The organism is Streptomyces caniscabiei (assembly GCF_014930365.1).
GTDB lineage: Bacteria > Actinomycetota > Actinomycetes > Streptomycetales > Streptomycetaceae > Streptomyces > Streptomyces caniscabiei.
On sequence record NZ_JABXWI010000001.1, the window covers coordinates 530,035 to 554,511 of the forward strand.

A 24,477-nucleotide genomic window follows, 5' to 3' on the forward strand; every position below is an offset into this window, starting at 1 on the left:
CAGACCCTAACGTTCTACTCACACGTAAGGCAGTCCGCCACAGGAATTCCACAGTCACTCCCCGACGCCGCGCCCGGACCGGGCGTGACCCTCAACAGCCTTGGCACTTAATGTCATTGACGAGGCATCAGGCAACCGGCGACAGGACGGGACCGCACCGGCCGCCGTGACCAAGATCTGATGAACGTCGTTGGGCCGCTGCAACCCCAGGATGTCCGGCCCGACCCCAGCAGGCGCCATGTTCGAGATGTTCCAGGCAGTCAAGACGTTGATCACGACGTTCGTCGAGCAGTACGCGAGGAACCAGCAGCTCAAACGGGATCTGCTGGCGCAGCGTGGCGAGCAGGAGCGGCGCTGGCGGGAGGAGGACCGGGTGGTCCTGCGGGCCGCCCTCGCGGCGAACCGGGTGGCCCTCGAACAGCACAACGACACCCTCCGCCGGGCGGCCGGCGTCTCCTACCTCACCCTGCGCTGCCACGAGGACACCTGGACCTTCCTGGCCCGTACGGCGTTCGGCGCCTGGGAGCCCGCCTGGACGCAGAGCACCCGCGACCCGTACGACCGCGTCGGCCCGACCGCGACCAGGGCGGCCCACTTCACCGAGGACCCCAACCTGCCGCCGGGACGCATCACCAAGGCGGACGGCGGCATGCAGGACGTCCAGCTCTCCGGGCACAACCTGGTCCACCTCCTCGACGCCCTCCACGAGGCCACCACCTCGGAACTCACCGCCACCGGAGCGCGCGCCCGGACCCTCTACGACCGGCTGGCCTCCTTCACCGCCAAGCTCGACGCGGCGGCGCCCACCGGTCGTACCACCGGCATCCTCTGGCGGATCGACGACAGCCTGCACAGCCAGTACGTGAGCCGCCCGCCGGGGCCCGGCCGCGCCACCCCCGCCCCCCTCCTCCACAAGGTCCCCGCCCCGCCCCCGACACCCCGCCGCCGCCACCCGGAACGCAACGGTTCGCCGGTGGGGAAGAAGTAGCGCGCTGTTCCCTTCTCCCGCTGTTCCGATACCGGGACACTTCCGTGGGGGGCGGAGTACAACCTTCCGCGATACCCGGTCGTCTCACCCGATATCAGCGCTACCGCAGCGTTGTGGGAACAAGGGGGGACGACATGCGACGAATCGGAGCAGCGGTTCTGGCGCTCGCGCTCGCGGGGACCGCGATCGGGACGGCGGCGGCCACGGCGAGTGCCGCGCCCGGCGGTGCCGCGCGTACCGCGGCGGCCTGCCCGACGGGCTGGGGCAGCCTCGCCAAGGGAAGCCCCGACAGCGGCGCCGCGCCCCTGTCGGACATCAGGACGGGGCGGCACGACTGCTTCGACCGCATCGTGTTCGACGTGCCCGCCGGCGGCGCCCACGTCGGCTACTACGTCCAGTACGTCGACCGGCTCCACCAGGTCGGCTCCGGCGACCCCATACCCGTGAAGGGCGGGGCCATCCTGGAGATACGGGTCGCCGCGCCGAGCTACGACCCCGAGACGGGCGGGGTCGTCTACCCGGGTGACGTGGCCGGACCGCTGCCCGGTGTGAACCTCACCGGCTACCGCACCTTCCGTGACACCCGCTTCGCCGGCAGCTTCGAGGGCGAGACCCAGATCGGCGTCGGCGTCCGCGCCCGGCTGCCGTTCCGGGTGCTCCAGCTCTCCGACCGGCTCGTGGTGGACGTGGCCCACAGCTGGACGTAACAGTCGGCGGGGCGGGCGCGAACGACCGCGGGGCGGGCGCGAGCTACCCCTCCCGTACGGCCTCCACGGCCTCCCGCACCTCCGGGTGCGGGTCGTCGGCGAGGCGGTCCAGCAGTGCGCCGACCCCGGGGGTGGACCAGTGGGCGACCGCCCACACCAGGTCCTCCCGCACACCGGGGTCGGGGTGCCCGGCAAGATGCGTCAGCCGGTCCACCGGCCCTCGGCGGCGCATCCCGAACCAGTGCAGGGCTTCCCGGAGCACGGCGGGATCGCCGGGGGTGGGCGCGGAGGCGGTCGCTTCGGCGATCCGGGTGAGGAGGACCCGGACGGGCGGCGGTGGGCCGTCCAGAGGGTGGGGCAGGCGCTCGCGCAGGCGGCGGGAGCCGTAGCCGCCGCGCACCCGGCAGCCGAAGCAGGTGCAGGGCCGGGTGCCGTGGGCGTCGGGGAGATACCGCCACCCCACCACCTGCGGCGCCGACCGCACCCGGTGCACCTCGCGCGCCCGGATCGCCCGGGGCACGAAGACCTCCCACCCCCGCGGGTCCGCGAGCGCGCCGATCCGCCGTACGGCCTCGGCGCCGGTGACGGCCGCCTGCCGACCCCGCGCGCGGTCCGAATAGCGCCCCACCAGCACCTCCTCGGCGTCGTCCAGCCGCACATGGACGGCCACCAGCCCGCCCCTGCTGCCGAACCGGCCCAGCTCGCGCAGCCATTGGTGGGTGAGGGTGTACGACGGCAGCACCGGGAAGCAGTACACCCCGCGCGCCCCGCCCTGCCCGTGGGACACCGCGCGGACACCGGCCCGCCGGATGCGCGGCACGTTCGCCGCCGAGGTCAGATGCACCAACATCACCATGACGCAGCATGCTAGGCCCCGGCCCCGGGCTCCGACCGCCCCGGCCACCCACCCCCTCCACCGGCTCTTCCACCACCGGCTCCGCCTACCACCGGCCGAAACGGCTTGTAGTGTCCGCACGGTGGAGAGATCGTATGAAGGTGTGAACGGCGGGGTGGACTCGACGCTGCTGGACGTGTTGCTCGACGCGGCGCGGGAGACCCCCGGCCAGACCGTCGTGCACGTCCGGGGAGACGGCGGCGAGCGCACCGTCACCTTCGCCGAACTCCGCGACGACGCACTGCGCGTGGCCGGGGGCCTGCTCGCGGCGGGCGTGACACCCGGCACCCCACTGCCCCTGGTCGCCGACCGGGGCGACACCTTCCAGCCCCTGTTCTGGGGCGCGCTCGCGGCGGGCGCCGTCCCCGTCCCCCTCGCCCCGGAGCCCCGCCGGATCGGCCCGGTCTGGGAACTCCTCGGCAGACCGCCGGTGATGACGGACACCGAGTCGAGGGCCACGGTCCTGACCGCCCTGACGGACGGCGGGGCGGTCGGGGACGAGCAGGCCGTGGACCAACCGGCCCGCGCTCTACGCGTGTTGCGGCTGGACGACCTGCGCCAGGGCCGTCCGCCCCGGCGGCCCGCCCGCCGCGCCCCCCACGACGTCGCCTTCCTCCAGTTCTCCTCCGGCAGCACGGGCGCCCCCAAGGGCGTGGAGCTGACGCACGCCGGGGTCTTCGCCAACCTCCGCCAGATCCGTGCCGCCATGGCGATCACCTCGGACGACGTGATCGCGACCTGGATGCCGTACTTCCACGACATGGGCCTCATCGGCACCCACCTGGTCCCCATGGCCGCGCGGGTGAAGCAGATACGGATCGAGCCGCTGTCCTTCGCGAAGCGGCCCGCCCTGTGGTTCGAGGCCGTGGACCGCCACCGCGCGACGCTCCTCTCGGCCGCGAACTTCGCCCTCGCCCTCGCCGTACGCCGCGTCCCGGCCACCGCGCTCGCCGGGCTCGACCTCGGCTGCGTACGTCTGATGCTCGTCGGCGCGGAGCCCATATCGCCGCGTGTCTGGCGGGAGTTCACGGCGCACACGATCCCGGCGGGGCTCGACCCGCGCGCCCCGCTGCCGGTGTACGGCCTGGCGGAGGCGACCCTCGCGGTGACCGTACCGCCGCTGGGCGAGACCGCGGCACCGCTGGTGCTGGACCGGGCCGCGCTCGGGGCGGGCCGGGTGGTGGACACCGAACCCGGTCCGCATGCCGTGGAGTTGATGGATCTCGGGCGCCCGGTGGCGGGATGCGAGATCCGTATCACCGATGACGCCGGGGCCTCGGTGGGCGAGTCGCGGGTCGGGCATGTGGAGGTGCGGGGGCCGCAGCTGGGACGCGGGTACCACCGGGCGCCCGAGGCGAGCGCGGCGGCGTTCGGGGCCGACGGCTGGCTGCGCACGGGCGACCTGGGGTTCCTGCGGGGCGGGCGGTTGTGCGTCACCGGGCGCCACAAGGACGTCGTGTTCGTCAACGGCCGTACGTTCCACGCGTCCGACCTGGAGGAGACGGTCGCCGCGACACCGGGGCTGCCGCCGGGGGCCGTGGCCGTCGTGGGGTCCACCGATCCGGACGGCGGGGGCGAGCGGGTCGTCGCGTTCGTGCAGTGGGCCCGGCCCGGGCGCGCGGCCGCGACGCCGGTGCTCCGCGCCGCCGCCGGCCGGCTGCGGGAGGTCCTCGGGCACGACGACGTACGGGTGCTGCCGTTGCCGCCGGGGGCGTTCACGCGGACGACCAGCGGGAAGCTGCGGCGGGGGGTGCTGCGGGAGCGCTTCGAGGCCGGGAAGTACGCGGCGGTGGAGGGGCGTTGGTCCAGCACCGGCACGGGGGAGGCGGCCGGCACGTCGGGGGTGAACGGCACGTCGGCTGTGGTCGGCACGTCGGCTGCGGTCGGCACGTCGGCTGTGGTCGGCGCTGCGGAGGGCGGGGGCCAGGCCGAGGGCGGGGGACGGCGGGGCGTTCCCCGTTCACTGCGGGAGGTCCGCGAGGCCGTGCGGGCGGTGTGGGCGCGGGTGCTGGACGTGCCCGTGTCCGAGGTGGGGCTGCGGGAGCGGTTCTTCGACCTCGGCGGTTCCTCGCTCAAGGCGATGGCCGTGCTCGCCGGGCTGGAGGACGTGTTCGCGGTGACGGTGGAGCCGGGCGCGCTGCGGGACCACGACACGGTGGTGGCGCTGGCCGGGCATGTGTGGGGGTTGTTGGCGGAGGACGAGGGCCGGGGTGAGGGCCACGGCCAGGGTGCGGGCCAGGGTGAAGGTGGGGGGCTGGGCGAGGGCGACGGCGAGGACGGGGTGGCCGGTCGTGGGACTCCCCGCGCGGCCGGCGGGGCCGGGGCCCGACCGGGGGGCGACGGCGTCGACGACCGTGCGCTCGCCGTGCTCTCCGTCGCCTGCCGGTTTCCCGGCGGCGAGACGCCCGAGGACTTCTGGGAGCTACTCGTGTCCGGCGGGGACGCCGTCGGCCGTCTGGCCGATCCCGGGGCCTTCGACGCCCGCTTCTTCGGGATGGACGACGCGGAGGCGCGGACGACCGATCCGCAGGCGCGGATCTTCCTGGAGCTGGCGCACGAGGCGCTGGAACGCGCCGGGTACGCCGGTCCCCGGCGGGTCGGCCGCAGGGTCGGGGTGTTCGCGGCGACCGGCGACAGCGGGTACCGGGAGGTTCTCGCCGAGGCCGCCGACGGGGACCTCGCCCGTCATCCGGCCGCCCTCACCGGCAACCTGCCGAACCTGATCGCCGCCCGTGTCTCCCAGGTGCTGAACCTCGACGGCCCCGCCCTGGCCGTCGACACGGCCTGCTCCTCCGCCCTCGTCGCCCTGCACCTGGCCCGGCGCAGCCTGCTGTCCGGCGAGTGCGACCTCGCCGTGGTCGGCGGTGTCAACCTGGGCCTGACGCCGACCGGCCGGCGTCTCCTCGCGGCGACGGGCGCGTTGTCGCCGACCGGCCGGTGCCGTGCGTTCGGCGCCGACGCGGACGGCTTCGTGCCGGGGGAGGGCGGCGGCGCGCTGGTCCTCGCCCGCCTCGACGACGCCCGCACCGCCGGCGATCCGGTCATCGCCCTCGTACGCGGGACGGCGGTGAACAACGACGGCCGCTCGCTCGGCCTCCTCGCGCCGACCCCGCGTGGGCAGCGCGAGGTGATCGACCGGGCGTACGCGGAGTGCGGTGTCGATCCGGCCGACGTGTCGTACGTGGAGGCGCACGGCACGGGTACGCCGATCGGTGACCCGGTCGAGGCGCGGTCGCTCGGGCAGGCGTTCCCGCCCCGGGCGGACGGCGTCGCGCGGCGGCTCGGCTCGGTGAAGACGAACGTCGGGCACCTGCTCAACGCGGCGGGGATGCCCGCGCTGGTGAAGGTCGCCCTCGCCCTCGCGCACCGCACGCTCCCACCGTCGCCGCACGCCGTCCCGCCCGCGCCGTTCCTCGCCGACACCGCGCCGGGCTTCCGTCTCGTCACCGAACAGGAGGAGTGGACCAGCCCGGACGGCCGCCCCCTGACCGCCGGCGTCAACAGCTTCGGCTTCGGCGGGACCAACGCCCACGCGATCCTGGAGGAGGCGCCACGGGACGACACGGCGGCTGCCGTCGCCGACGGGCCGCACCTGCTGACCCTCTCCGCCCGGACCGAGGACGCGCTGCGTGCGGCCGCCGCCGGGCTGGCCGCGCATCTGCGGGCCCACCCCGAACTGGACGAGGGCGACGTGTGCGCCACCGTCAACACCGCCCGCGACGAGGGACCGCACCGACTGGCCGTGGTGGCGGAGGGGGACCTCACGGAGCGACTGGAGGCGGCTGGGCAGGCGTGGGGGGACGAGCGCGAGGGCAGCGCGGGTGGCCAGGGCAGCTCGGGCGGCGCGGGCAGCGCGGGCAGCGCGGGCAGCGCGGGTGGCCGGGGCAGCACGCGTGGCGAGGGTGAGACGGGTGGCGCGGGTGGCGCGGGCAGCGCGGGTCGGCCAAGCCGTTCGGGTTGGCCGGGTCGGCCGGGGCGCGCCGTGGCCGGGCTCGTCCGGGGGCGAGCGCAGACCGTGTTCGTCATGCCCGGCCAGGGGGCCCAACGGGTCGCGCTCGCCCGGGAGTTGTGGGGGTCGGCGCCCGCCTTCCGGGACCTTCTGGAGGAGGCCTCCTCCCTCACGGGTCCCGTGCTGGGGCGGAGCTTGGCCGCCTGGTGTCTGGACGAGGGCGTCGAGCCCGACTCCCTGGCCCGGACGGAGGTGGCGCAGCCACTGCTGGTCGCGTTCGGCGTGGCGTTGGCCGGCCAGTTGGCCGCGTGGGGTGTGGAGCCGGACGCGGTCGTGGGGCACAGCGTCGGCGAGCTCACCGCCGCGTGCGTCGCGGGCGCCCTGCCCCTGGCCGAGGCGGTCGGCTTCGCCGCCGAACGCGGACGCCTGATGGGCGGACTCACCACACCGGGCGCGATGGCGGCCGTACGGGGAGACGAGGAGACCGTCGCCGCCCTGATCGCCGGCTCCGACGGCACCCTCACCGTGGCCGCCGTCAACTCACCCACGCAGGTCGTGCTTTCGGGTGAGGCCGAGGCCGTCGAGCGAGCGGTCGCGGCACTCACCGCCCGTGGCGTGGCCGCCCGGCGCCTCCGCGTCTCCCACGCCTTCCACTCCCCCTTGCTGAACCCCGTACTCGACCCCCTCCACAACGCGGCGAAAGCCCTGACCGTGCACCCGGCCACCGTGCCGATGCTGAGCACGGTCACCGGCCACTGGGCCCCCGACCTGACCCCCGGCTCCGGCTACTGGCGCGACCACGCCGTCCGCCCCGTCCGCTTCGGCCCGGCCGTCGCACGGCTGCTCGACGAGGGCTACGACACGTTCGTCGAACTGGGCCCCGGCGCCACCCTCGCCGCCCCGATCCACGCGGTCGCCGCCGCCCACCACGCCGTACCCTCCGCCGAGTTGACCGTCCTGTCCGCGTCGCCGGCCGGCGAAGGTCCGGCGCAGGGAGCGGGCGCCCTGCTCGAAACCGTCGGACGGCTCTGGACCCGTGGCACCCCGCTGTCCCCGGCATCCCCGGCCCGCACCACGACACGGCACCGGGTCCCCGTCCCCACGTATCCCTTCCAGCGCGACCACCACTGGCCGCACCGCCTCGACACCACGCCGGCACCGGCACCGGCACCAACATCAGGACTGGCATCAGCACCGGCACCGGCACCGGCACCGGCACCGAGATCCGCAGCCACACCCGCACCGGCACCCGCACCCGCTGAGCCGCCGACCCCCCAGCCCCTCCTCTGGCGCGACGCCCCGCTCACCGCCGCCCCCGGCCCCCGTGCCGTACGCCTCACCGGCGCCGACACCCCGCTGCGCCGCTCCCTCGCCGAGCGGCTCACGGAGCGCGGGGTGACCGTGGAGAACCCGACGCGGACGATCGCCCCGGAGACCGTGCTGTGGTTCGCCGGCGGCACCGGCGGCACCGACGGCAGTACGGGCCCGGAGTCGTTGGAGTCGGAGACCCGCACGGCCGTCTCCGCCCTGCGCGAGGTGCTGGCCGCGCTCGACGCACCCCTGACCCGGCCCACCCGCCTGCTGCTCGTCACGGAGGACGCGTACGTCACGGAGTCCGGCACGGGGTCCGGCACCCCCTCCCCCCACGCCCGCCCCGAGCAAGCCCTCCTGCACGGCTTCGCCCTGGCCCTGGCCCAGGAACATCCCGGCCTCATCTCCCTGAGCGTCGACATGTCGGCCGGAGACGGAAGCGACGCCCAACTCGAAGCCCTGCAAAGCGAGTTGTGGGCAGACACAGCCGCCGACGCGAACACGATCGGCACCGTCGCCTGGAGAACCGGCCGCCGCCTCGCCCGTACGACTGCCACGACCACCGGCACCCCCACCCCTCCTCCCGCCCTCACCCCTCTCCCCCCGAACGGCACCTACCTGATCACCGGTGGCGCGGGCGGCCTCGGCTCCGCCCTCGCCCGTGACCTCGCGGAACGCGGCACGCCCACCCTCGTCCTCACGGGCCGCACCCCCACCCCGCCCCGCGCCCTGCTCACCGAACTCCGCGCGCTGGGCGCCCTCGCCCGCTACCAGGCGACCGACGTCACCGACGCGGACGCCGTCGACGAACTCGTGGCAGGACTGCCGCCCCTGGACGCCGTGTTCCACGCGGCGGGCACGGCCCGCCCCGGCAGCCTGCGGGGCAAGCCGGACGACGAGATCGAGGCCGTGCTCGGCGCGAAGGTGCGCGGAACACGGCTGCTCGCCGAGGCGCTGCGACGGCACGGCCAGGAGGACGCGGTCCGCGTCGCGTTCTCGTCCGTCTCCGCAGTACTGCCCGGCCTGGCCGGCGCCCTCGGTGACTACGCCGCCGCCAACGCCTTCCTGGACGCCTTCGCCACCGCCGAACGCGCCGCCGGCCGCCCCTGGCAGAGCATCGCCTTCGGCCCCGTCACCGACACGGGCCTGGCCGGCGGAACCGCCCCACCCCCGCTCACGGCCATGACCGCCCGGGACGCCCTGACAGGCCTGCACAAGGCACTCGCCCTGGACACCCCTCACATCCTGCTGACAGCCAAGCCGACACCACCCCCGACAGCGACCCCAGAACCAATAACGGCCCCAGACCCGACGACGGCCACAGACCCGACGACGGCCACAGATCCGACGTCGGCCACGGACCCCACGACCGCCACAGGCCCCACGACGGCCGCAGGCCCCATAGGGGCGCGGGGAACTGCGCGACCAGCCACGACCAACCCGCAGCCGCAAACAACCGGATCCCCCCACATCACCACCGTCATACGCCGCCTCCTCGGAGAGGCCCTGCACCGCCCCCCGCAGGAGATCCGCGACGACGAACCGTTCCTCACCCTCGGCCTGGACTCCCTCAGCGCCGTCGACCTCGCCCGCCGCCTGGAACGCGAACTCGACCGCCCCCTCCCCGCCACCCTCCTCTTCGAACACCGCACGATCGCCGAACTGGCCACCCACCTGGCCACACCCGCACAGCCGACCCCCCACCCCGCCCCCACACCCGCCACCAAGACCCCCGTCACCCCCCTGACGCCCCTCACCCCCCTCCAACTCGCCTTCCACACCACCGAAACCCTCCACGAGGGCCTCACCGCCTACGGCTACGTACGGCAGAGCATCAGCGGCCCCCTCGACACCACCCTCCTCGGCCGGGCCTTCGCCCACCTCTCCGCCCGCCACCCCATGCTGCGTATGCGGATCACGGACGACGGAAGCGCCCGCCCGAGCCAGTACGCCGCCCCGGCGGGCCCCCTCCACACGGCTCCGCGCTGGTACGAGATCCAGGACCATCTCCCCCCGCACGACCTGCACCAGCTCGAACACGACCTCTGCAACCGCCCGTTCGACCTGAGGACGGAAGACCCGGTACGAGCCGTCGTCGTCCACGACCACGACCACGACCACGACCACGAGGAAACCCGCCTCACCCACCTGCTCCTCGTCGTCCACCACGCCGCAGCCGACGGCTACAGCCTCAAACTCATGGCCGAGGAACTCTGGTCGCTCTACACGGCGTTGGCCGACGGCCCGGACGTAGAAGCCGCCCAACTCCGCACACCCACAACCCAGTTCACCGACTACGCCGCCGCCCTCACCGCCGAACGCCAGTCCCCGGCGTACGCGCGGGACCTCGACCACTGGCGCACCCACCTGGCCGCCCACCCGCTGTCCCACCCCTCCCTCCCCTCCCTCCCGTACGACGGCGACCCCGAGGCACCCCCCGCCCCGCCCCTCACCCACCACCGCACGGAGCTCGACGAGGAACTGACCGCCGCGCTCCGCGAGACGGCCGCACGGCACGGGGTCTCGCTGTTCCACCTGATGCTGGCGGTGTACGGCCGTTGTCTGGCCCGGTGGAGCGGGCGGCGAGCCGTCGCGGTCAATGTGGCCCGCGCGCGACGGGAGGTGCCGCTCGTCGGCATCGACCGTCTGGTGGGGCCGCTGGCCGACACCCTGCCGGTGTTCGTGGACGTCGACCCCGCCGAGCCGGTCACCGCGCTCGCCGACCGGCTGCGCCGGACATGGCGGGAGGCCGAGGCCCACGCGACCCTGGGCAGCACGGACTTCGCCCGACTGCTGTCCGAGGTGCGCCCCACCACGGGCCCCGCACCGCGCACGGTCGCCGAGGCGGGCTTCAGCTTCGCCCGCTTCCCGGTGGTCCACGGCCCGGACTGGCCCGTCACCGTCACACCCACGGCCGCGGCCACCGCCTCCGCCGCGACCCGCCTCGGCCTCCTCTGCTGGGAAGCCGACGCCGCCCTGCGCCTGTCGTGGAACCACCCGGCCCGCCTGTTCCGCCCCGAGACCGTACGACGCCTCGCCGACGAGTACGTCACGGAACTACGGGCGGCCGCCGCCACCGCGACACCTTCCGCCGCCGCCCCGGCCCCCACCACGGCCGACACGGGCCGCGGCGGGATCGTGGACCGTCTCCGCGCCCAGTTCCGCGCCACCCCCGGTTCCCTCGCCGTCACCGCCGACGACGGGACCACCCTCACCTACGCGACCCTCGACGCCGCCTCCGCCGCCCTCGCCACCCGGCTGCGCGCGCACGGCGTACGCCCCGGCGACCTGGTCGGGCTCCTCACCGAACCGGGCGGGACGGCCACGGTCACCGGAGTCGTCGGCATCCTGCGGGCCGGCGCCGGCTGGGTGCCGCTGGACTCCACCCACCCCACCGCCCGACACCGGGATCAGCTGTCCCGTACGGGAGTTCGCGTACTGGTCTGCGCCCCGACGACCCGTGCCACGGCCACCGCCCTGGCCGACATCACCCTCGTCCCGGTCCCTGACCCCGACCCCGACACCCCTCGGACCCCCGATCCCACCCCTCATCCCGATGCACCCGATCCCGATCCCGGTGCCATCGCCTACGTCATCTTCACGTCCGGCTCGACGGGCCGCCCCAAAGCCGTCCCCATCACCCACCGTTCGATGGCGAACTACCTCGACTGGTCACTGACCACGTTCGGCTACGGCCCCGGCGACCGGCTCGCGCAGACCGCGTCGGCCTGTTTCGACGCCTCCGTACGGCAGTTGCTGGCGCCCCTGCTGGTCGGCGCCACCGTGCACACCCTCTCCCGCGACCTGCTGCGCGACCCCGAGGCGCTGCTCGACCGGGTCGTGGCGGACCGGATCACGGTCTGGAGCTCCGTCCCCACCCTGTGGGAACGCCTGCTCACGGCCGCCGAGGAACACGCCCGCCGCGACGGCGGCACCGCCCCCGACCTCTCCGCCCTGCGCTGGGTCCACGTGGGCGGCGAGGCCCTGCCCGCCGCCCATGTCCGCCGCTGGTTCGACCTCACGGGCACCGGCGGCCGGATCGCCAACCTCTACGGCCCCACCGAGACCACCATCAACGCCACCTGCCACATCATCGACACCCGCCCGGCGGACGACGTCCGCCACCTCCCCATCGGCCGCCCCCTCACCGGTACGGAACTGAGCGTCGTCGGCGAGGACGGCCACGAGTGCGCCACCGGCGAACCCGGCGAACTCCTCATCTCCGGGACCGGCCTGACCCCCGGCTACCTGGGCGAACCCCACCTCACCGCCGCCGCCTTCACCGAACGGGACGGCCGCCGCTGGTACCGCAGCGGCGACCGCGTCCGCCGTACGGCCGACGGGGTACTGGAGTTCCTGGGCCGGCTCGACGACCAGGTCAAGGTACGCGGTCACCGCGTCGAGCTCGGCGAGATCGAGGCCGCCCTGCTCACCCACCCGGGCGTGTCCCGCGCGGCCGTACTCCTGCGCGACGGACGCCTGGAGGCATACGTGGAGCCCAGAACCAGCACCCCGCACACCCCCGACACCGGCGCCCCTCACACCCCCGACACCAGCACCCCCCACTCCGCCCACACCGGCGCCCCGCACGCCGCCGTGGACCCCGGGGCCCTCGACCCCAGAGAGGTGCGGGGCTTCCTCTCCCGGACCCTCCCCCCGTACATGCTCCCGGCCCGCGTCCACTCCCTCCCGGCCCTCCCGCTGACCGGCACGGGCAAGATCGACCGCAACCGTCTCGCTCCCCGTGGCGCGACCGCGCTCCCCGACCCCCGGCGCACACCGCCCACGACCCCCACCGAGCAGTTGCTGGCGCGCACCTGGTCGGCGCTGCTGGACCTGCCGGCGTCCGAGATCAGCCGCGAGGACGACTTCTTCACCCTCGGCGGCGACTCCATCACCGTGCTGGAACTGTTCGCGCGCCTGCGCCACGAACGCCCCGCCCTGCCACGCCCGACCGCCCTCTACACCCACCGCACCCTGACGGCCCTGGCCACAGCCGTCGACACCGCCGCGACCGACATCCAGGCTCCGGCCGAGGCACACCACACGGTTCCCCACACGGTTGCCCAAACCGATCCCCACACCGTTCCCCACCCCACCCTCGCCCCCACTCCCTACCCCCTCACCCCCTCCCAACAGGGCTTCCTCCTCGCCGACACACTCGCCTCCGGTGCCGGCCCCAACCCTGCCTGGCTGGCCCGCTTCCGTATCCACGGCGGCCTGGACGCGGACCTGTTCCAACGGGCCGTCGACGTCCTCATGGCCCGGCACCCCATGCTCCGCACGGTCTTCCCGTCCGGCGCGCGCCCAGCCGTGCAGCAGGAACTCCCCGTCTCGCTACGGCTTCCCGTCCAAACGGAGACCCTCGCCCACCCCGACCTGCTGGAGGAACGGACGGCCGAGGAGGCGAACCGCCGCTTCGAGCCCTGGGCCTGGCCCCTGGTGCGCCTGCGCCTCTTCACGCTCGCCCCGGACGAACACGTCCTCCTCGTCCACGCCCACCACCTCATCGGCGACGGCTACAGCGCGGCCCTCCTCACCCGCGAACTCCTCACCGTGTACGGCCGTTTCGAGCGCGGGCTTCCCCACGGCCTGGAACCCCTGACAGCCACCTTCCGCGACCACGTCCTGCGCCGGACCACCCCCGCCCGGACCCCGGACCCGGGCTCACCGACGGACGACGACCACCGCGCCCGCCACCACGCCCCGTACACCCCACCCGCCCTCCACGCCCACCCCGGCGACGACACGGCCGCCTTCCACACCACCACCCTCACCCTGGGCGCCGACCGCGTCGAGGCCCTGCGCCACCTCGCCCGGACAGCGGGCACCACGCTCCACGCGCCCGTCCTCACCGCGTACTACCGCGCCCTCGCCACCCTCACCGGCCGCCGCGACCTGGTCCTCGGTCTGGCCGTGACCGGCAGGGACGAGACCGTCGACGACGCCCACCGCGTCTTCGGCCCGTTCGCCGAGGCGGTGGCGCTGCGCCCGGTGCCACCGTCCGACGGCGACCGCCCCGCCCCGGGCTTCGAGGAGGATCTCCGCCGCATCGCCGCCGAGACGATCGCGGCCCGCGCCGCCGGCCCGCTGGACCTCCGTACGGCCCAAGGCCTGCCCCGTACCGCGCAGTTCTTCTTCACGTTCCTCGACTTCGGCTCTCTCGGCACACCGCCCGAGACCACGCTGTCGCTCCGGGCCGACGGCAGCGACACCGAACTCGCCCCGCCGCCGGTGGGCACCGACGTCTTCCTGGCCGTACGCCCCTCCCCGGACGGCGAGGGCCTGAGCATCACCGCGCGCGCGTCGTCCAAGGCCGTGACAGCCGACCAACTCGCCTATTTCACAAGGCAGTTGCAAGAAGAACTGCCGGGGCCCAGCGGCGGCGACGGCTGGGGCCCGGACGGCGGAGAAGGCGGAGAACGCGGAGATGGCAGAGACAGCGGAGACGGCGGCGACTCCGACGAACCCCTCCGCCGCGACCACGTCCTCGACGCGGCCCTCATCGGCTACCTCCCGGCCCCCCACCACCTGGCCGCCTTCGCCGGGCTCCCCGCCCACGCGGTCCCGAGCCGTGCCCAGCTCCGCGCGCTCCTCTTCCCGGACGGCCGCCCCCGAGTCCTGGAGAGCATCACCACCCCCCTCGGCAGATCCGGCTTCGTCTCCCTCCCCCTCTTCGCGGACGAACTGACCGGCCCCCTCCCCACCGACCTCCCCCCAGCCCCGTCCACCCCATCCACTCCGCCCACGCCGAGCACACTGGCCGCCCTGACCGCCCGCGCCGTGGACCACGCCGCGTCCCTCGGCGCCCGCTGCGTCTCCCTGGCCGGCATGATCCCGTCCCTCACCGGCTACGGCTACGACGTCCTCCGGGAACTCCCCGCCACCCCAGCCACTCCACACACTCCTGCCACTCCACTCACGCCCGCCACTCCACCCACGCCCGCCACTCCACCCACGCCGGCCGCCCGCCCCACCCTCACCACCGGCCACGCGGCCACCACGGTCGCCGTGGTGAAGACCGTCCGCGCCACCCTCCGGGCGACCGGCCGCGACCTGGCCGAGCTGACGCTCACCGTCGTCGGCCTCGGTTCGATCGGCGCGTCGTCCCTGCGCCTGCTGCTCTCCCTCAGCACCCACCCGCCGGCCCGCCTCCTGCTCTGCGACGTCCCCGGCAGCGCCCCCCGCCTCCAGCGCCTGGCGGCGGAACTGTCGGCCGACCACCCCACGACGGCCGTACGGGTCGTCGAGTCCACCGGCTCCGGCACCCTCCCCACCGAGGTCTACGAGTCGTCCGACCTCATCGTCACGGCGGTCAGCGGCGGCTCCACGGCCCTGCTGGACGTGGACCGGCTGCGCCCCGGCACAATCGTCGTGGACGACTCCTTCCCGCACTGTTTCGACACCGCGCGGGCCCTGGAGCGGATGAGGCGCGAGCGGGACGTACTGATCGTGGGAGGCGGCCTGCTGGCCCTCGACTCCACCGAGACCCACCTGTCACCGGATCTCCCGGCCGCCGCCCTCACCGGCCACGCCACCGCCCGCACCCAGCACCACCTCGCACTCCACCTCCCCGACACCCTCGCCTCCTGCCGCCTGGAGTCCCTCCTCCACGCCCATCTCACCGACTCCGCCCCCGACGACGCCTCGGACGCCCGTACCGAACTCCCCCTGATCCACGGCCTCGTCGACCTCCCGCGCGCCCTCGCCCACTGGCACGCCGCCGAAGCCGCCGGGGTCCGACCGGCGCCCCTCCACCTCCTCGACCACACCGTCCCCGCAGAGGCGCCGACGGCCCTGCCGCCGCCACCCTCACGGCGGGGGAACGTTCGCCGGCCGGGCGGGGCGGCCGACGCGGGCCGGGACGCCGGGTGAGTACAGGACGCTGACCGGGCGGGCCGGCCGACAGCCCGGCCGTGGCCATCCGGCCCAGGCCGCGCCCCCAAAAGATTGCTTGACTTAAGTAAGTCTCCATGATTGCCTAAGTCAAGTAATCAGGAACCCCTGGACCGGGGTCGCCCGAAGCGGAGAGCGACCCCAGCGCGCCGGACCCGTGGGGACGGGGCACGGCGCGATCGGCGGCCCGGCGGCCGGAACCCTCCCCCCGTTCCACCGCCGGGCCACCGGTACGCCGCCCGCCTCTTCTCCCTCCCCCCATCCCTCTCCTCGACGCCGGCCCAGGCACCCAGTCACCCCGGACAGGACCCCACCCATGGATCCCTCCAGAACCACCCTCACCCTCAGCACCACCAACCCCGCCCCGCAAGCCCTCCCCCAAGGCATCCCCCAAGCCCTCCGCCGTGCCGTCGACGCGGCCCTCGCGCCGACGCTCTTCGCCTGCTTCCTCTCCGGCAGCCTGATCACGCTGCCCGGCCAGGGGCTGGAGGCACCCTGGTGGCCGGGCGTGCTGCTGGCGGGCGCGTCCAGCTTCGCCGTGCTCGGGCGGCGCACTCGTCCCCGTACGACGGTGGTGGCGACGCTCGTGTGCGCCGTCGCCGCGTGCGCGCTCGGGTATCTGCCCACCGTGCCGCTGCTGGCGCCGTCGATGGTCGCGCTGTACGCGCTGGCGGTGCGGTCGAGCCGCAGGACCGCCAACTCCTTCACCCTCACCGGTGTCGCGGCCCTGGTCCTGACCGGTCTGATCGCCGGGCCGGACGGCGAACCCCTGGTGCTGAAGCTGCTCGGACCCGCGGCCTGGCTGCTGCTGTCGACCTCGCTGGGCACGGCGACCCGGCTGCGGCGCGCGTATCTGGAGGCGGTGCGGGCGCGGGCCGAGCACGCCGAACGGACCCGGGACGAGGAGGCCAAGCGGCGGGTCGCCGAGGAGCGGATGCGGATCGCCCGGGATCTGCACGACGTGGTCGCCCATCACCTGATCCTGGCCAACCTCCAGGCCACGGCGGTGGGCCGGCTCGTACGGACCCGGCCCGAGGAGGCCGAACGGCTCGTCTCCGAACTCTCCGGCACGACCACCTCGGCGCTGCGCGAACTCAAGGCCACCGTCGGGCTGTTGCGGGCCGAGGGGGAGGAGGACAAGGACCCCGACACCACACCGGGGCTCACCCGGCTCCCCGAACTGGCCGCCTCGTTCGCGCACGCCGGCCTCACGGTGACCGTCACCGGCGAGGGCGAGCCCCGGCCGTTGTCCGCCGGCGCGGATCTCACCGCGTACCGCATCGTCCAGGAGGCCCTCACCAACGTCACGAAACACGCGTCCACCCGCACCGCGGACGTCCACCTCGCCTACACCTCGACGCACCTCCGCCTCACCGTCTCCAACGGCAGCGGCAGCGGCGGCGGCCCTGGCGCGGCAGCTCCCCACCCCTCCGCCCCCGGACCCGGCGGATACGGCCTCCTCGGCATGCGGGAGCGCGCCCACTCCGCCGGCGGGCGGCTCCGCGTCGGCCCCCGCCCCGGCGGCGGCTTCGAGGTGGTCGCCGAACTGCCACTCCCCGGCCCCTGAGCCGGGCCACAAGATTTAACTTGCGTAAGTCAAGCAATAGACCTACGGTTGACTAAGTCAAGCAAAATGCCCGCTTGGCGCCCCCTTCCCCCGTTCCCCTCCCTGCTCTCCTCCTACGAAAGGCCCCGCCATGTCCCACGCCCATCCCCGACCCGCCGACGCGGGGGCCGGTACCCCGTCGCGGCCGAACGCCGTGGTGGCGGTGCTGGCGCTGGCCGGGATCGTCGTCGCGCTGATGCAGACGCTGGTCATCCCGATCGTTCCGGAGCTGCCGAGACTGCTGGACGCGCCGGCGTCCGACACCGCCTGGGCGGTGACCGCCACCCTGCTCGCCGCGGCCGTGGCCACGCCGGTCGTGGGACGGCTCGGCGACATGTTCGGCAAGCGGCGGATGCTGCTGCTCAGCATCGTGCTGCTGGTGTCCGGCTCGGTGGTCTGCGGACTGGCCGACTCGCTCGTCCCGATGATCATCGGCCGAGGTCTGCAGGGGCTGGCCGCCGCCGTGATCCCGCTCGGCATCAGCATCATGCGGGACGTCCTGCCCGCCGAACGGCTCGCCGGGTCCACCGCGCTGATGAGCGCCTCGCTGGGCGTCGGCGGCGCGCTCGGACTGCCCGCCGCCGCGTTCATCGCGGACAACTGGAACTGGCACCTGCTCTTCTGGACCTCCGCCGCCCTGGGCACCCTGTCGTTCCTGCTGGTCCTGACCGTCGTACCGGAGTCGAAGGTGCGCACCGGCGGCCGTTTCGACCTGGTCGGCTCGCTCGGGCTGTCCGCCGGGCTGGTCTCGCTGCTGCTGGCCGTCTCCAAGGGCGCCGACTGGGGCTGGACGAGCGGGACGACGCTGGGCCTGTTCGCCGCGGCCGTCGTGATCCTCGTGTCGTGGGGCCTCTACGAGCTGCGGGCGAAGCAGCCGCTGGTCGATCTGCGGACCACGGCCCGCCCCCAGGTGCTCTTCACCAACCTGGCCTCGGTGGCGCTCGGCTTCTCGATGTTCGCCATGTCGCTGGTCCTGCCGCAGCTGCTCCAGCTGCCGGAGCAGACCGGATACGGCCTCGGCAAGTCCATGATGACCGTCGGTCTGGTGCTGGCCCCGCAGGGTCTGGTGATGATGGCGATGTCCGCCGTGTCCGCGGGGATCACCAAGGCCAAGGGCCCGAAGGTGACGCTGATGATCGGCGCGCTGATCGTCGCCGCCGGCTACGGCCTGAACATCGTCCTGATGAGCGAGGTCTGGCACATCGTCCTGGTCTCCTGCATCATCGGCGGCGGTGTCGGCTTCACCTACGGCGCGATGCCCGCGCTGATCATGGGTGCCGTGCCGGAGTCCGAGACGGCCGCCGCCAACAGCCTGAACACGCTGATGCGTTCACTCGGCACGTCGTTCGCCAGCGCCCTCGCCGGCGTCATCCTCGCCCAGATGACCACCGACTTCGGCGGCTACGCCCTCCCCTCCGAGAACGGCTTCAAGGTCGTCATGGCCATCGGCGCGGGCGCCGCCCTCCTCGCCTTCCTCCTGGCCTCCTTCATCCCGAAGCGCCGCGCGGCCGTCCCGGCACCGGACGCCCAGGGTCCCGCGCGGTCGACGGAGGCGGAGGTCGCCGCGGCGAAGGCGTGACGCCCCCGCACCCGCCACACACGGCGAAACCCCCAGGCCCTGGGCCTGGGGGTTCGTCGTCGCCGGGGGCGGATCAGACCGCTGTCACTTGGCGTCGATCAGGTCGTGCGGCGGGACCTGGACCGTGCGGGCGCCCTCCGTGCCGCCGAGGATCACCTTGCGGAGCGCGATGTTGTTCTTGTGGTTGGACTCCTGGAGACGGTTCTCCGGGTTGGCGACGACCTGGATGTAGTACGTGCCGTTCGGCAGGCCGGTGATGTCGAAGGACTGGCCGGGACGGTACTGGGTGTACGTGTCGCCGGAGCCGACGTCGAGGACCTCACGGACGTTGATGGCGTCCTCGGAACCGCACGCGGTGGACAGGTCGGTGTTCTCCGGGTGCCAGTTGGCGTTCTTCACCGTGTAGTCGATGGCGTCGGTGTTGGCCAGGCAGAACGCCTCCTTGCCGGAGCGCACCTCCTTGGTCTGGTCCTCGCTGAGCAGGCGGTAGCTGGCGAAGTCCGTGAAGTGCCAGTGCTCGTGGCCCTCGCGCGGGTCCCACTCCATGGTGCCGGCGGGCGCGTAACCGACCTGCTTGCCCTTGGCGTCGTAGAAGTACTGGTACGAGTCCATCAGGTCCGCGCCCGGCTTGCGGAAGCCGTCGACGACGAGCGGCGCGGGGCCGGCGTTCCAGACGTTGGCGCTGAAGGCGAGGTAGTCCTTGCCGGGTGCGTCGCCGTCCTCGCCGTCGGTGATGGCGATGTCCCAGGCGGGCAGCGAGCGCAGGTCCGGCTTGGGGGTGTTCGCCGGGGCACCCGCCTTGCCGGTGGGACGCTTGGGGGCGGCCTGCAGCGCGGGCGCGATGCGGGAGCCGTCGGTGTGGCCCTTGCCGTCACCGAGGTGGTTCGCCAGGCCCCGGTCCTGAAGGGCGAAGGAGAGCTCGGGCGGCGTCGGGGCGTCGGCGCCGCGCGGGCCGTAGTGGTGGTTGTCCGGGGCCGGCTGTCCGGCGGGGGCGGACTTCGCGTCGTGACCGCCGTGGGCTCCGCCGTGCCCGCCGCCGTGGTGGGCGCTGGACGACGAGGACTTCGACGGGGCCATGCCCACGCCGCCGCCCGTGCCGCCTTCACCGCCCTCCTCGGGGGGCTCCTCCCGCACGGTCACCTTGACGGTCGGCCGGTCGTCGGGGATGCCGAACAGGTCGCGGTACTTCTTCGCGACCGCGACCTGGGCGGTGTACTCGCCGGCGGGCAGGTCCACCGTCCGGTCGTAGTCCCAGTTGGTGGTGTTGGTGGCCCAGCCCTTCTCGACGCCCCAGACCGAGCCCAGCGTCCACGGGTTGGTGGAACAGCTCTGCGGATAGTGGTTCGTGGAGACGGCGTCCGGGCGGATCCGGCCGGAGGCGTTGTTGGGGCAGAAGTTGCCCTCGCTCTTCACGACCTCCTCCCCGGCCGCGTTCTTGACCGAGATCTCCAGGAAGCCCTTCAGCCCGGAGAAGTCGTCGACGGTCCCCTTGGGCAGCGTCTTCGTCTTGGTGGTCTTGCCGTCGCGCAGGATCTGCTTGGCGACGATCGGGTCCTTGTACGACTTCCGCGTCACCTGGAACTCCAGGGGCGCGTTGTCGACCGAGACGTAGGTCCCGAGCTGGAGGCTGACACCGTTGTCCCACTGGGAGCGGGTGAGCGTCACGGAGTTCGACGCGGCGATCAGCTTGAGCTGCGGCGTCCCGGGCTTCGCGGCGGGCGCGGCACCGGCGCCGGGGGCGGCCCCGGCCACGGCGGCGACCACGGTGAGCGACGCCAGGGCGGCGAGACCCGGGCGCTTCAGCCGACGGCGGCGGTCCGTGCCACCGGTCGCGCCGGTCGCACCCGCCGGAGCGGTCCCGTCGGTCGGGCTGGAGGAGTTGGTCATCTGGCTGGTCATCGGTTCCTCGTCTGCGAGTGCCCTGGTCAGGGGCATCGGACTGGACAGCTCACGGACGACGGCCGACCGGCGGCCTGCCGAACGGATGCACCCCCACGCACCCCGGGCCGACCGGGTTCGGTCCACTCGCCCTGTGAGCAACCTGTGAGACCGGCAAAAGGCGTGCCCGGGTTGCCTGTTGGGACGGAATTCAACGGACGGTGTGGCGAGCACGGCTCAAACACATGCCCACGCATCCCTGCGGAACCGGTTCCAAGTCCCCGGGGAATCCGCGCAGGAGCGTCACACAGCCTGCACACAGCCCTGAGAATGGCTCGTTAGCGTTGCTGACCGCTCGATCCGCTCGATCCCACGTGCGAACGTGAGGTACCGGGCCGCGGCCCGGCGGGTCGACGGCATGCCAACACAGGAAGACCTCGATGGACTACTGCTCCTCATGTCGCCGACATCTCAACGGCGCCCTCGTGTGCCCGGGCTGCGGCGCCTACGCGCCCGACATAGCCCCGGCCGCGATCGACAGCCGTGTCGCCCCGTCCGAGCACGCCGGGACGGCGACCGCGCCGCTGATGATCCCCATGCCGCAGACGACACCGGCGGCGCCGGTGCTGCCCGCGCCGACGTGGGAGTACGGGGCGACGGACGAGGGGTGGCCCGGCGGGGCGCCGGCAGGTGGATTCACGACGGACGGGACGCTGGGCGGCACGACCTCGTTCGCACAGGCGTCCGACATCGACGGCATCAACGGCATCAACGGCATCAACGGCATGGATGCCGTGGATGACTACGACGGTGTCGACCGCCACGCCGCCATGGACGACGTCCGCGACATGGACGACGACGCCCGCGATGTGGACGTCGAGGGCGTGCCGGCGGCGCCGCGGGGGCGGGCCGCGCGGCGGCGTCAGATGGCCCGGTGGAAGAAGAACCAGCGCCGGGCCGTCGTCGCGACCGCCGTGGCGCTGGTCGGCGGCGGGCTGACCGTCATGGGTATGGACCGGCAGTCCACCGACCGCACCCAGGCGGCCACGGCCCCGGACGCCGAGAGCCTCGGCTCCGTCGAGCAACAGGGCTCGCAGCGCGACCGTACGTCGGCGACGGAGACCGACGACGCCCGGCGCACCCCGGACGACTCCCCGTCGTGGTCCCCGTCCGGCGACCCCGCACGCGACCGCTCCGCCGCGAACCGGTCGAACTCCCGCGCGGAGCAGCCCAATTCCCCCCGTACGGACTCTGCCACGCCGTCCGTCCAGGAGGCGCGGACCGGCTCCTCCGGCGCCGGCAGGTCGGCCGCCGACGACTCCGCCGCCACCCCGTCGGACGGGACGACCACGCCGCCGGCCACCGACGACCCCGGCGCCTCGTCGGACGCGGGCACCGGCACGGGAGCGGGCTCCGGCGCGGACAACGGCTCGGACACCGGCTCGGAAGCGGGAAGCGGCTCGGGCGGGGACACGGGATCGGGCTCCGGTTCGGACACGGGCGCATCCGACGGTTCGAGCTCCGACACGGCGACGACGTCCCCCTCGGGGCTCTGCCTGCTCGGGATCGTGTGCGTGAACTGACGCAGGGCCGTACGTGACGCACGGCCGTACGTGACGCGCGGCCATGTGTGACGCACGGCCGTATGTGATGCGTGGCCGTGTGTGATGCGTGTGATGTGCGCGCTCATGCGGGTGCGCGCGTCGGAGGGCCGGCCGTCGACCGCCGTCAGGCGCTCGGCGGCCAGGTCAGCCCTCGGCCATCGGGCGTGGCCAAGAACGTCCGCTGACACGTTCGATGTCGGTGTTGAACTGCTCCAGGTCCGCGACGAAGCGCCGAAGACGTTCGGCGGGCCAGTCGGCGATGACGCCGGTGAGACCGGTGACGAACTCCTCGCGCTGCGCGGCGAGGCGCGTCGAACCCCTGTCGGTGATCCGGAACTTGCGGGCCACTCCCCCCTCGGGGTCGAGGGTCCGCTCCACCAGGCCGTCCCGCAGGAGCGCCGAGGTCTGCCGGGTGAACGTGGACGCGTTGAACCCGAACGCCTCCACGAAGTCCGGGATGGACATGGGCCCCTGGGCCTCCAGCCTGGTGAGCAGGACGTAGGCGCTGCGGTCCAGGGCACCGCCGTCACGGACACCGCGGGGCGTCGACGTCTCGCGGTTGCGCGTCAGGATCAGCAGCTCCCGCTCGATGCGCTCCCCCGCCTCTCGGGCATCCACCGGTCTCCTCCTGCCTGTCTGGCCTCCATGGGCTCCTCACCCTACGTCGAGATTGCGCCATGCATGGAGAGTGCATGATGCACCATTGATGCACGATGCACTACCTGTGTAGCGTGCATGTCCATCTCCCTCCCTCCCCCCACTAGGAGATGCCGAGATGAGCAAGGTCGAAACAGGCAGCACCGGCACGAGCGACGGCGAGGTGGTCCGGCTGCCGATGCGCGCCGACGGACCGCTGGACCCGCCCGCCGCGTGGGAGCGGCTGCGCACCCAGTGCCCCGTGGCCACGGTCGAACTCCCGAGCGGTGACCGGGCGAAGTTCGTGAGCCGCTACGACGACGTCCGCGCCCTCCTCTCCGACTCCCGCTTCTCACGCCCCCGCGCCGGCGACGACGCGGCACGGCTCTCCGCCGACGGCTCCGGCGGGGTCGCGGCGGACGCGAGCCCCGAGTACACGCTGGCGATCCCCGAGCACGGCGAGCAGCACCTGCGCTGGCGGCGTCAGGTGGGCCGGTACTTCACCGCGAAACGCATGGCGGCCCTGCGCCCCGGCATGGCGCGGATCGCGGAGTCCCTGCTCGACGAGATGATCGCGCGCGGCGAGCCCGGTGGGCCCGCCGACCTGAAGGCGGCCCTCGGCTTCCCGCTCCCGGTCTACGTCATCTGCGACCTGCTCGGCGCGCCGGCCGAGGACCGGGACCGCTTCTCGCACTGGTCGGACGCGTTCCTGAACGTCAGCCGCTTCACGAAGGAGGAGACCCGGACGGCGTTCACCGAGTTCGCCGGCTACATGTCCGCCCTGGTCGAGGCCAGGCGTGCCGCGCCGGGCGAGGACCTGCTCTCCACGCTGATCGTGGAGAGCGCCGCGCTGCCGGAGGAGGAGCGGCTCACCGACGCCGAACTCCTCGCGACCGGAATGGGGTTGCTGGTGGCCGGCCACGAGACCACCGCGAACATGATCGGCAAGATGGTCGCGCTGCTGCTGGCCGACCGCGGCCGCTGGGAGCAGTTGCTCGCCGACCCCTCCCTCGTGCGTACGGCGGTGGAGGAGGTCCTGCGCTTCGACGCGAACCTCGGCGCGTTCGGGATGCGGCGCTATCTGAGCGAGGACGTGGAGCTGGACGGGAAGCTGCTGCCGGGCGGCACGACCGTGTTCTGCGGGATGTCCTCCGCCAACCGGGACGACCGGGTCTTCGCCGCACCCGACGAGATGGACCTGACCCGCAGCCCCAACCCGCACCTGACGTTCGGCGCGGGGCCCCACTCCTGCCTCGGCCAGGCCCTCGCGCGCACCGAACTCCAGGTCGTCCTCGAAGTCCTCCTCCGCAAACTCCCCACCCTCGAACTGGCCGTGCCCGCAGCCGAGTTGCGCAAGGTCGAAGGACTGCTGGTCGGCGGCCTGCGCGAGGTCCCGGTCCGCTGGTGACGGAGTTCTCCCCCGGAGGT

At 73.8% G+C, this 24,477-nt stretch carries 10 protein-coding genes; 7 read left to right on the forward strand and 3 right to left on the reverse strand.

The window, feature by feature from the left end; genetic code table 11:
* Window positions 1–247: 247 nt before the first annotated feature.
* Both HW837_RS02675 and HW837_RS02680 read left to right on the forward strand, forming a co-directional pair.
* A complete protein-coding gene (locus HW837_RS02675) occupies window positions 248–988 on the forward strand; it encodes a hypothetical protein (RefSeq protein WP_193379409.1) in 741 nt (246 codons plus the stop codon).
* Window positions 989–1,122: 134 nt separating this feature from the next.
* Window positions 1,123–1,695, forward strand: coding sequence for an AMIN-like domain-containing (lipo)protein (locus tag HW837_RS02680; RefSeq protein ID WP_193379408.1), 573 nt, complete (start codon window positions 1,123–1,125; stop codon window positions 1,693–1,695).
* A 43-nt stretch (window positions 1,696–1,738) separates the two neighbouring features.
* Here the strand turns inward: HW837_RS02680 and HW837_RS02685 are convergent, their stop codons facing one another.
* The gene (locus HW837_RS02685) at window positions 1,739–2,551 is read right to left on the reverse strand and encodes a HEAT repeat domain-containing protein (protein ID WP_193379407.1); all 813 of its coding nucleotides are present in this window, start codon (window positions 2,549–2,551) and stop codon (window positions 1,739–1,741) included.
* A 121-nt stretch (window positions 2,552–2,672) separates the two neighbouring features.
* On the opposite strand from HW837_RS02685, the gene HW837_RS02690 reads away from it, so the two are divergent.
* The 3 genes from HW837_RS02690 (at window position 2,673) to HW837_RS02700 (ending at window position 18,931) form a co-directional block, all read left to right on the forward strand.
* Window positions 2,673–15,725 (forward strand): non-ribosomal peptide synthetase/type I polyketide synthase, encoded by a 13,053-nt coding sequence (locus HW837_RS02690; RefSeq protein ID WP_313895515.1) that lies wholly within the window; start codon window positions 2,673–2,675, stop codon window positions 15,723–15,725.
* A 337-nt stretch (window positions 15,726–16,062) separates the two neighbouring features.
* Complete coding sequence (locus HW837_RS02695) at window positions 16,063–17,313, forward strand: sensor histidine kinase (RefSeq protein WP_193382401.1); 1,251 nt, start codon at window positions 16,063–16,065, stop codon at window positions 17,311–17,313.
* Between the two features lie 130 nt (window positions 17,314–17,443).
* The gene (locus HW837_RS02700) at window positions 17,444–18,931 is read left to right on the forward strand and encodes an MFS transporter (protein WP_193382400.1); all 1,488 of its coding nucleotides are present in this window, start codon (window positions 17,444–17,446) and stop codon (window positions 18,929–18,931) included.
* Between the two features lie 84 nt (window positions 18,932–19,015).
* Here the strand turns inward: HW837_RS02700 and HW837_RS02705 are convergent, their stop codons facing one another.
* Window positions 19,016–20,830 carry a lysyl oxidase family protein gene (locus HW837_RS02705; RefSeq protein ID WP_045558662.1) on the reverse strand — a complete coding sequence of 605 codons (1,815 nt, stop codon included), beginning with the start codon at window positions 20,828–20,830 and terminating at the stop codon, window positions 19,016–19,018.
* A 419-nt stretch (window positions 20,831–21,249) separates the two neighbouring features.
* Between HW837_RS02705 and HW837_RS02710 the strand changes: the two genes are divergently transcribed.
* Window positions 21,250–22,392, forward strand: a complete 1,143-nt coding sequence (locus tag HW837_RS02710; protein WP_193382399.1) for an SCO2400 family protein — start codon at window positions 21,250–21,252, stop codon at window positions 22,390–22,392.
* A 165-nt stretch (window positions 22,393–22,557) separates the two neighbouring features.
* Here the strand turns inward: HW837_RS02710 and HW837_RS02715 are convergent, their stop codons facing one another.
* The gene (locus HW837_RS02715; protein ID WP_093790757.1) at window positions 22,558–23,031 is read right to left on the reverse strand and encodes a MarR family winged helix-turn-helix transcriptional regulator; all 474 of its coding nucleotides are present in this window, start codon (window positions 23,029–23,031) and stop codon (window positions 22,558–22,560) included.
* 157 nt (window positions 23,032–23,188) lie between these two features.
* Here HW837_RS02715 and HW837_RS02720 point away from each other — a divergent pair, with 157 nt between their 5' ends.
* Window positions 23,189–24,457 (forward strand): cytochrome P450, encoded by a 1,269-nt coding sequence (locus HW837_RS02720; RefSeq protein WP_237269839.1) that lies wholly within the window; start codon window positions 23,189–23,191, stop codon window positions 24,455–24,457.
* The last annotated feature ends 20 nt before the right edge of the window (window positions 24,458–24,477 follow it).

Excerpts from the sequence above, each read along its gene's own strand:
- HW837_RS02675 (WP_193379409.1), top strand. The coding sequence starts at position 248 with ATGTTCCAGGCAGTCAAGACGTTGATCACGACGTTCGTCGAGCAGTAC.
- HW837_RS02680 (WP_193379408.1), top strand. The coding sequence starts at position 1,123 with ATGCGACGAATCGGAGCAGCGGTTCTGGCGCTCGCGCTCGCGGGGACC.
- HW837_RS02685 (WP_193379407.1), bottom strand. The coding sequence starts at position 2,551 with ATGGTGATGTTGGTGCATCTGACCTCGGCGGCGAACGTGCCGCGCATC.
- HW837_RS02695 (WP_193382401.1), top strand. The coding sequence starts at position 16,063 with ATGGATCCCTCCAGAACCACCCTCACCCTCAGCACCACCAACCCCGCC.
- HW837_RS02700 (WP_193382400.1), top strand. The coding sequence starts at position 17,444 with ATGTCCCACGCCCATCCCCGACCCGCCGACGCGGGGGCCGGTACCCCG.
- HW837_RS02705 (WP_045558662.1), bottom strand. The coding sequence starts at position 20,830 with ATGACCAGCCAGATGACCAACTCCTCCAGCCCGACCGACGGGACCGCT.
- HW837_RS02710 (WP_193382399.1), top strand. The coding sequence starts at position 21,250 with ATGGACTACTGCTCCTCATGTCGCCGACATCTCAACGGCGCCCTCGTG.
- HW837_RS02720 (WP_237269839.1), top strand. The coding sequence starts at position 23,189 with ATGAGCAAGGTCGAAACAGGCAGCACCGGCACGAGCGACGGCGAGGTG.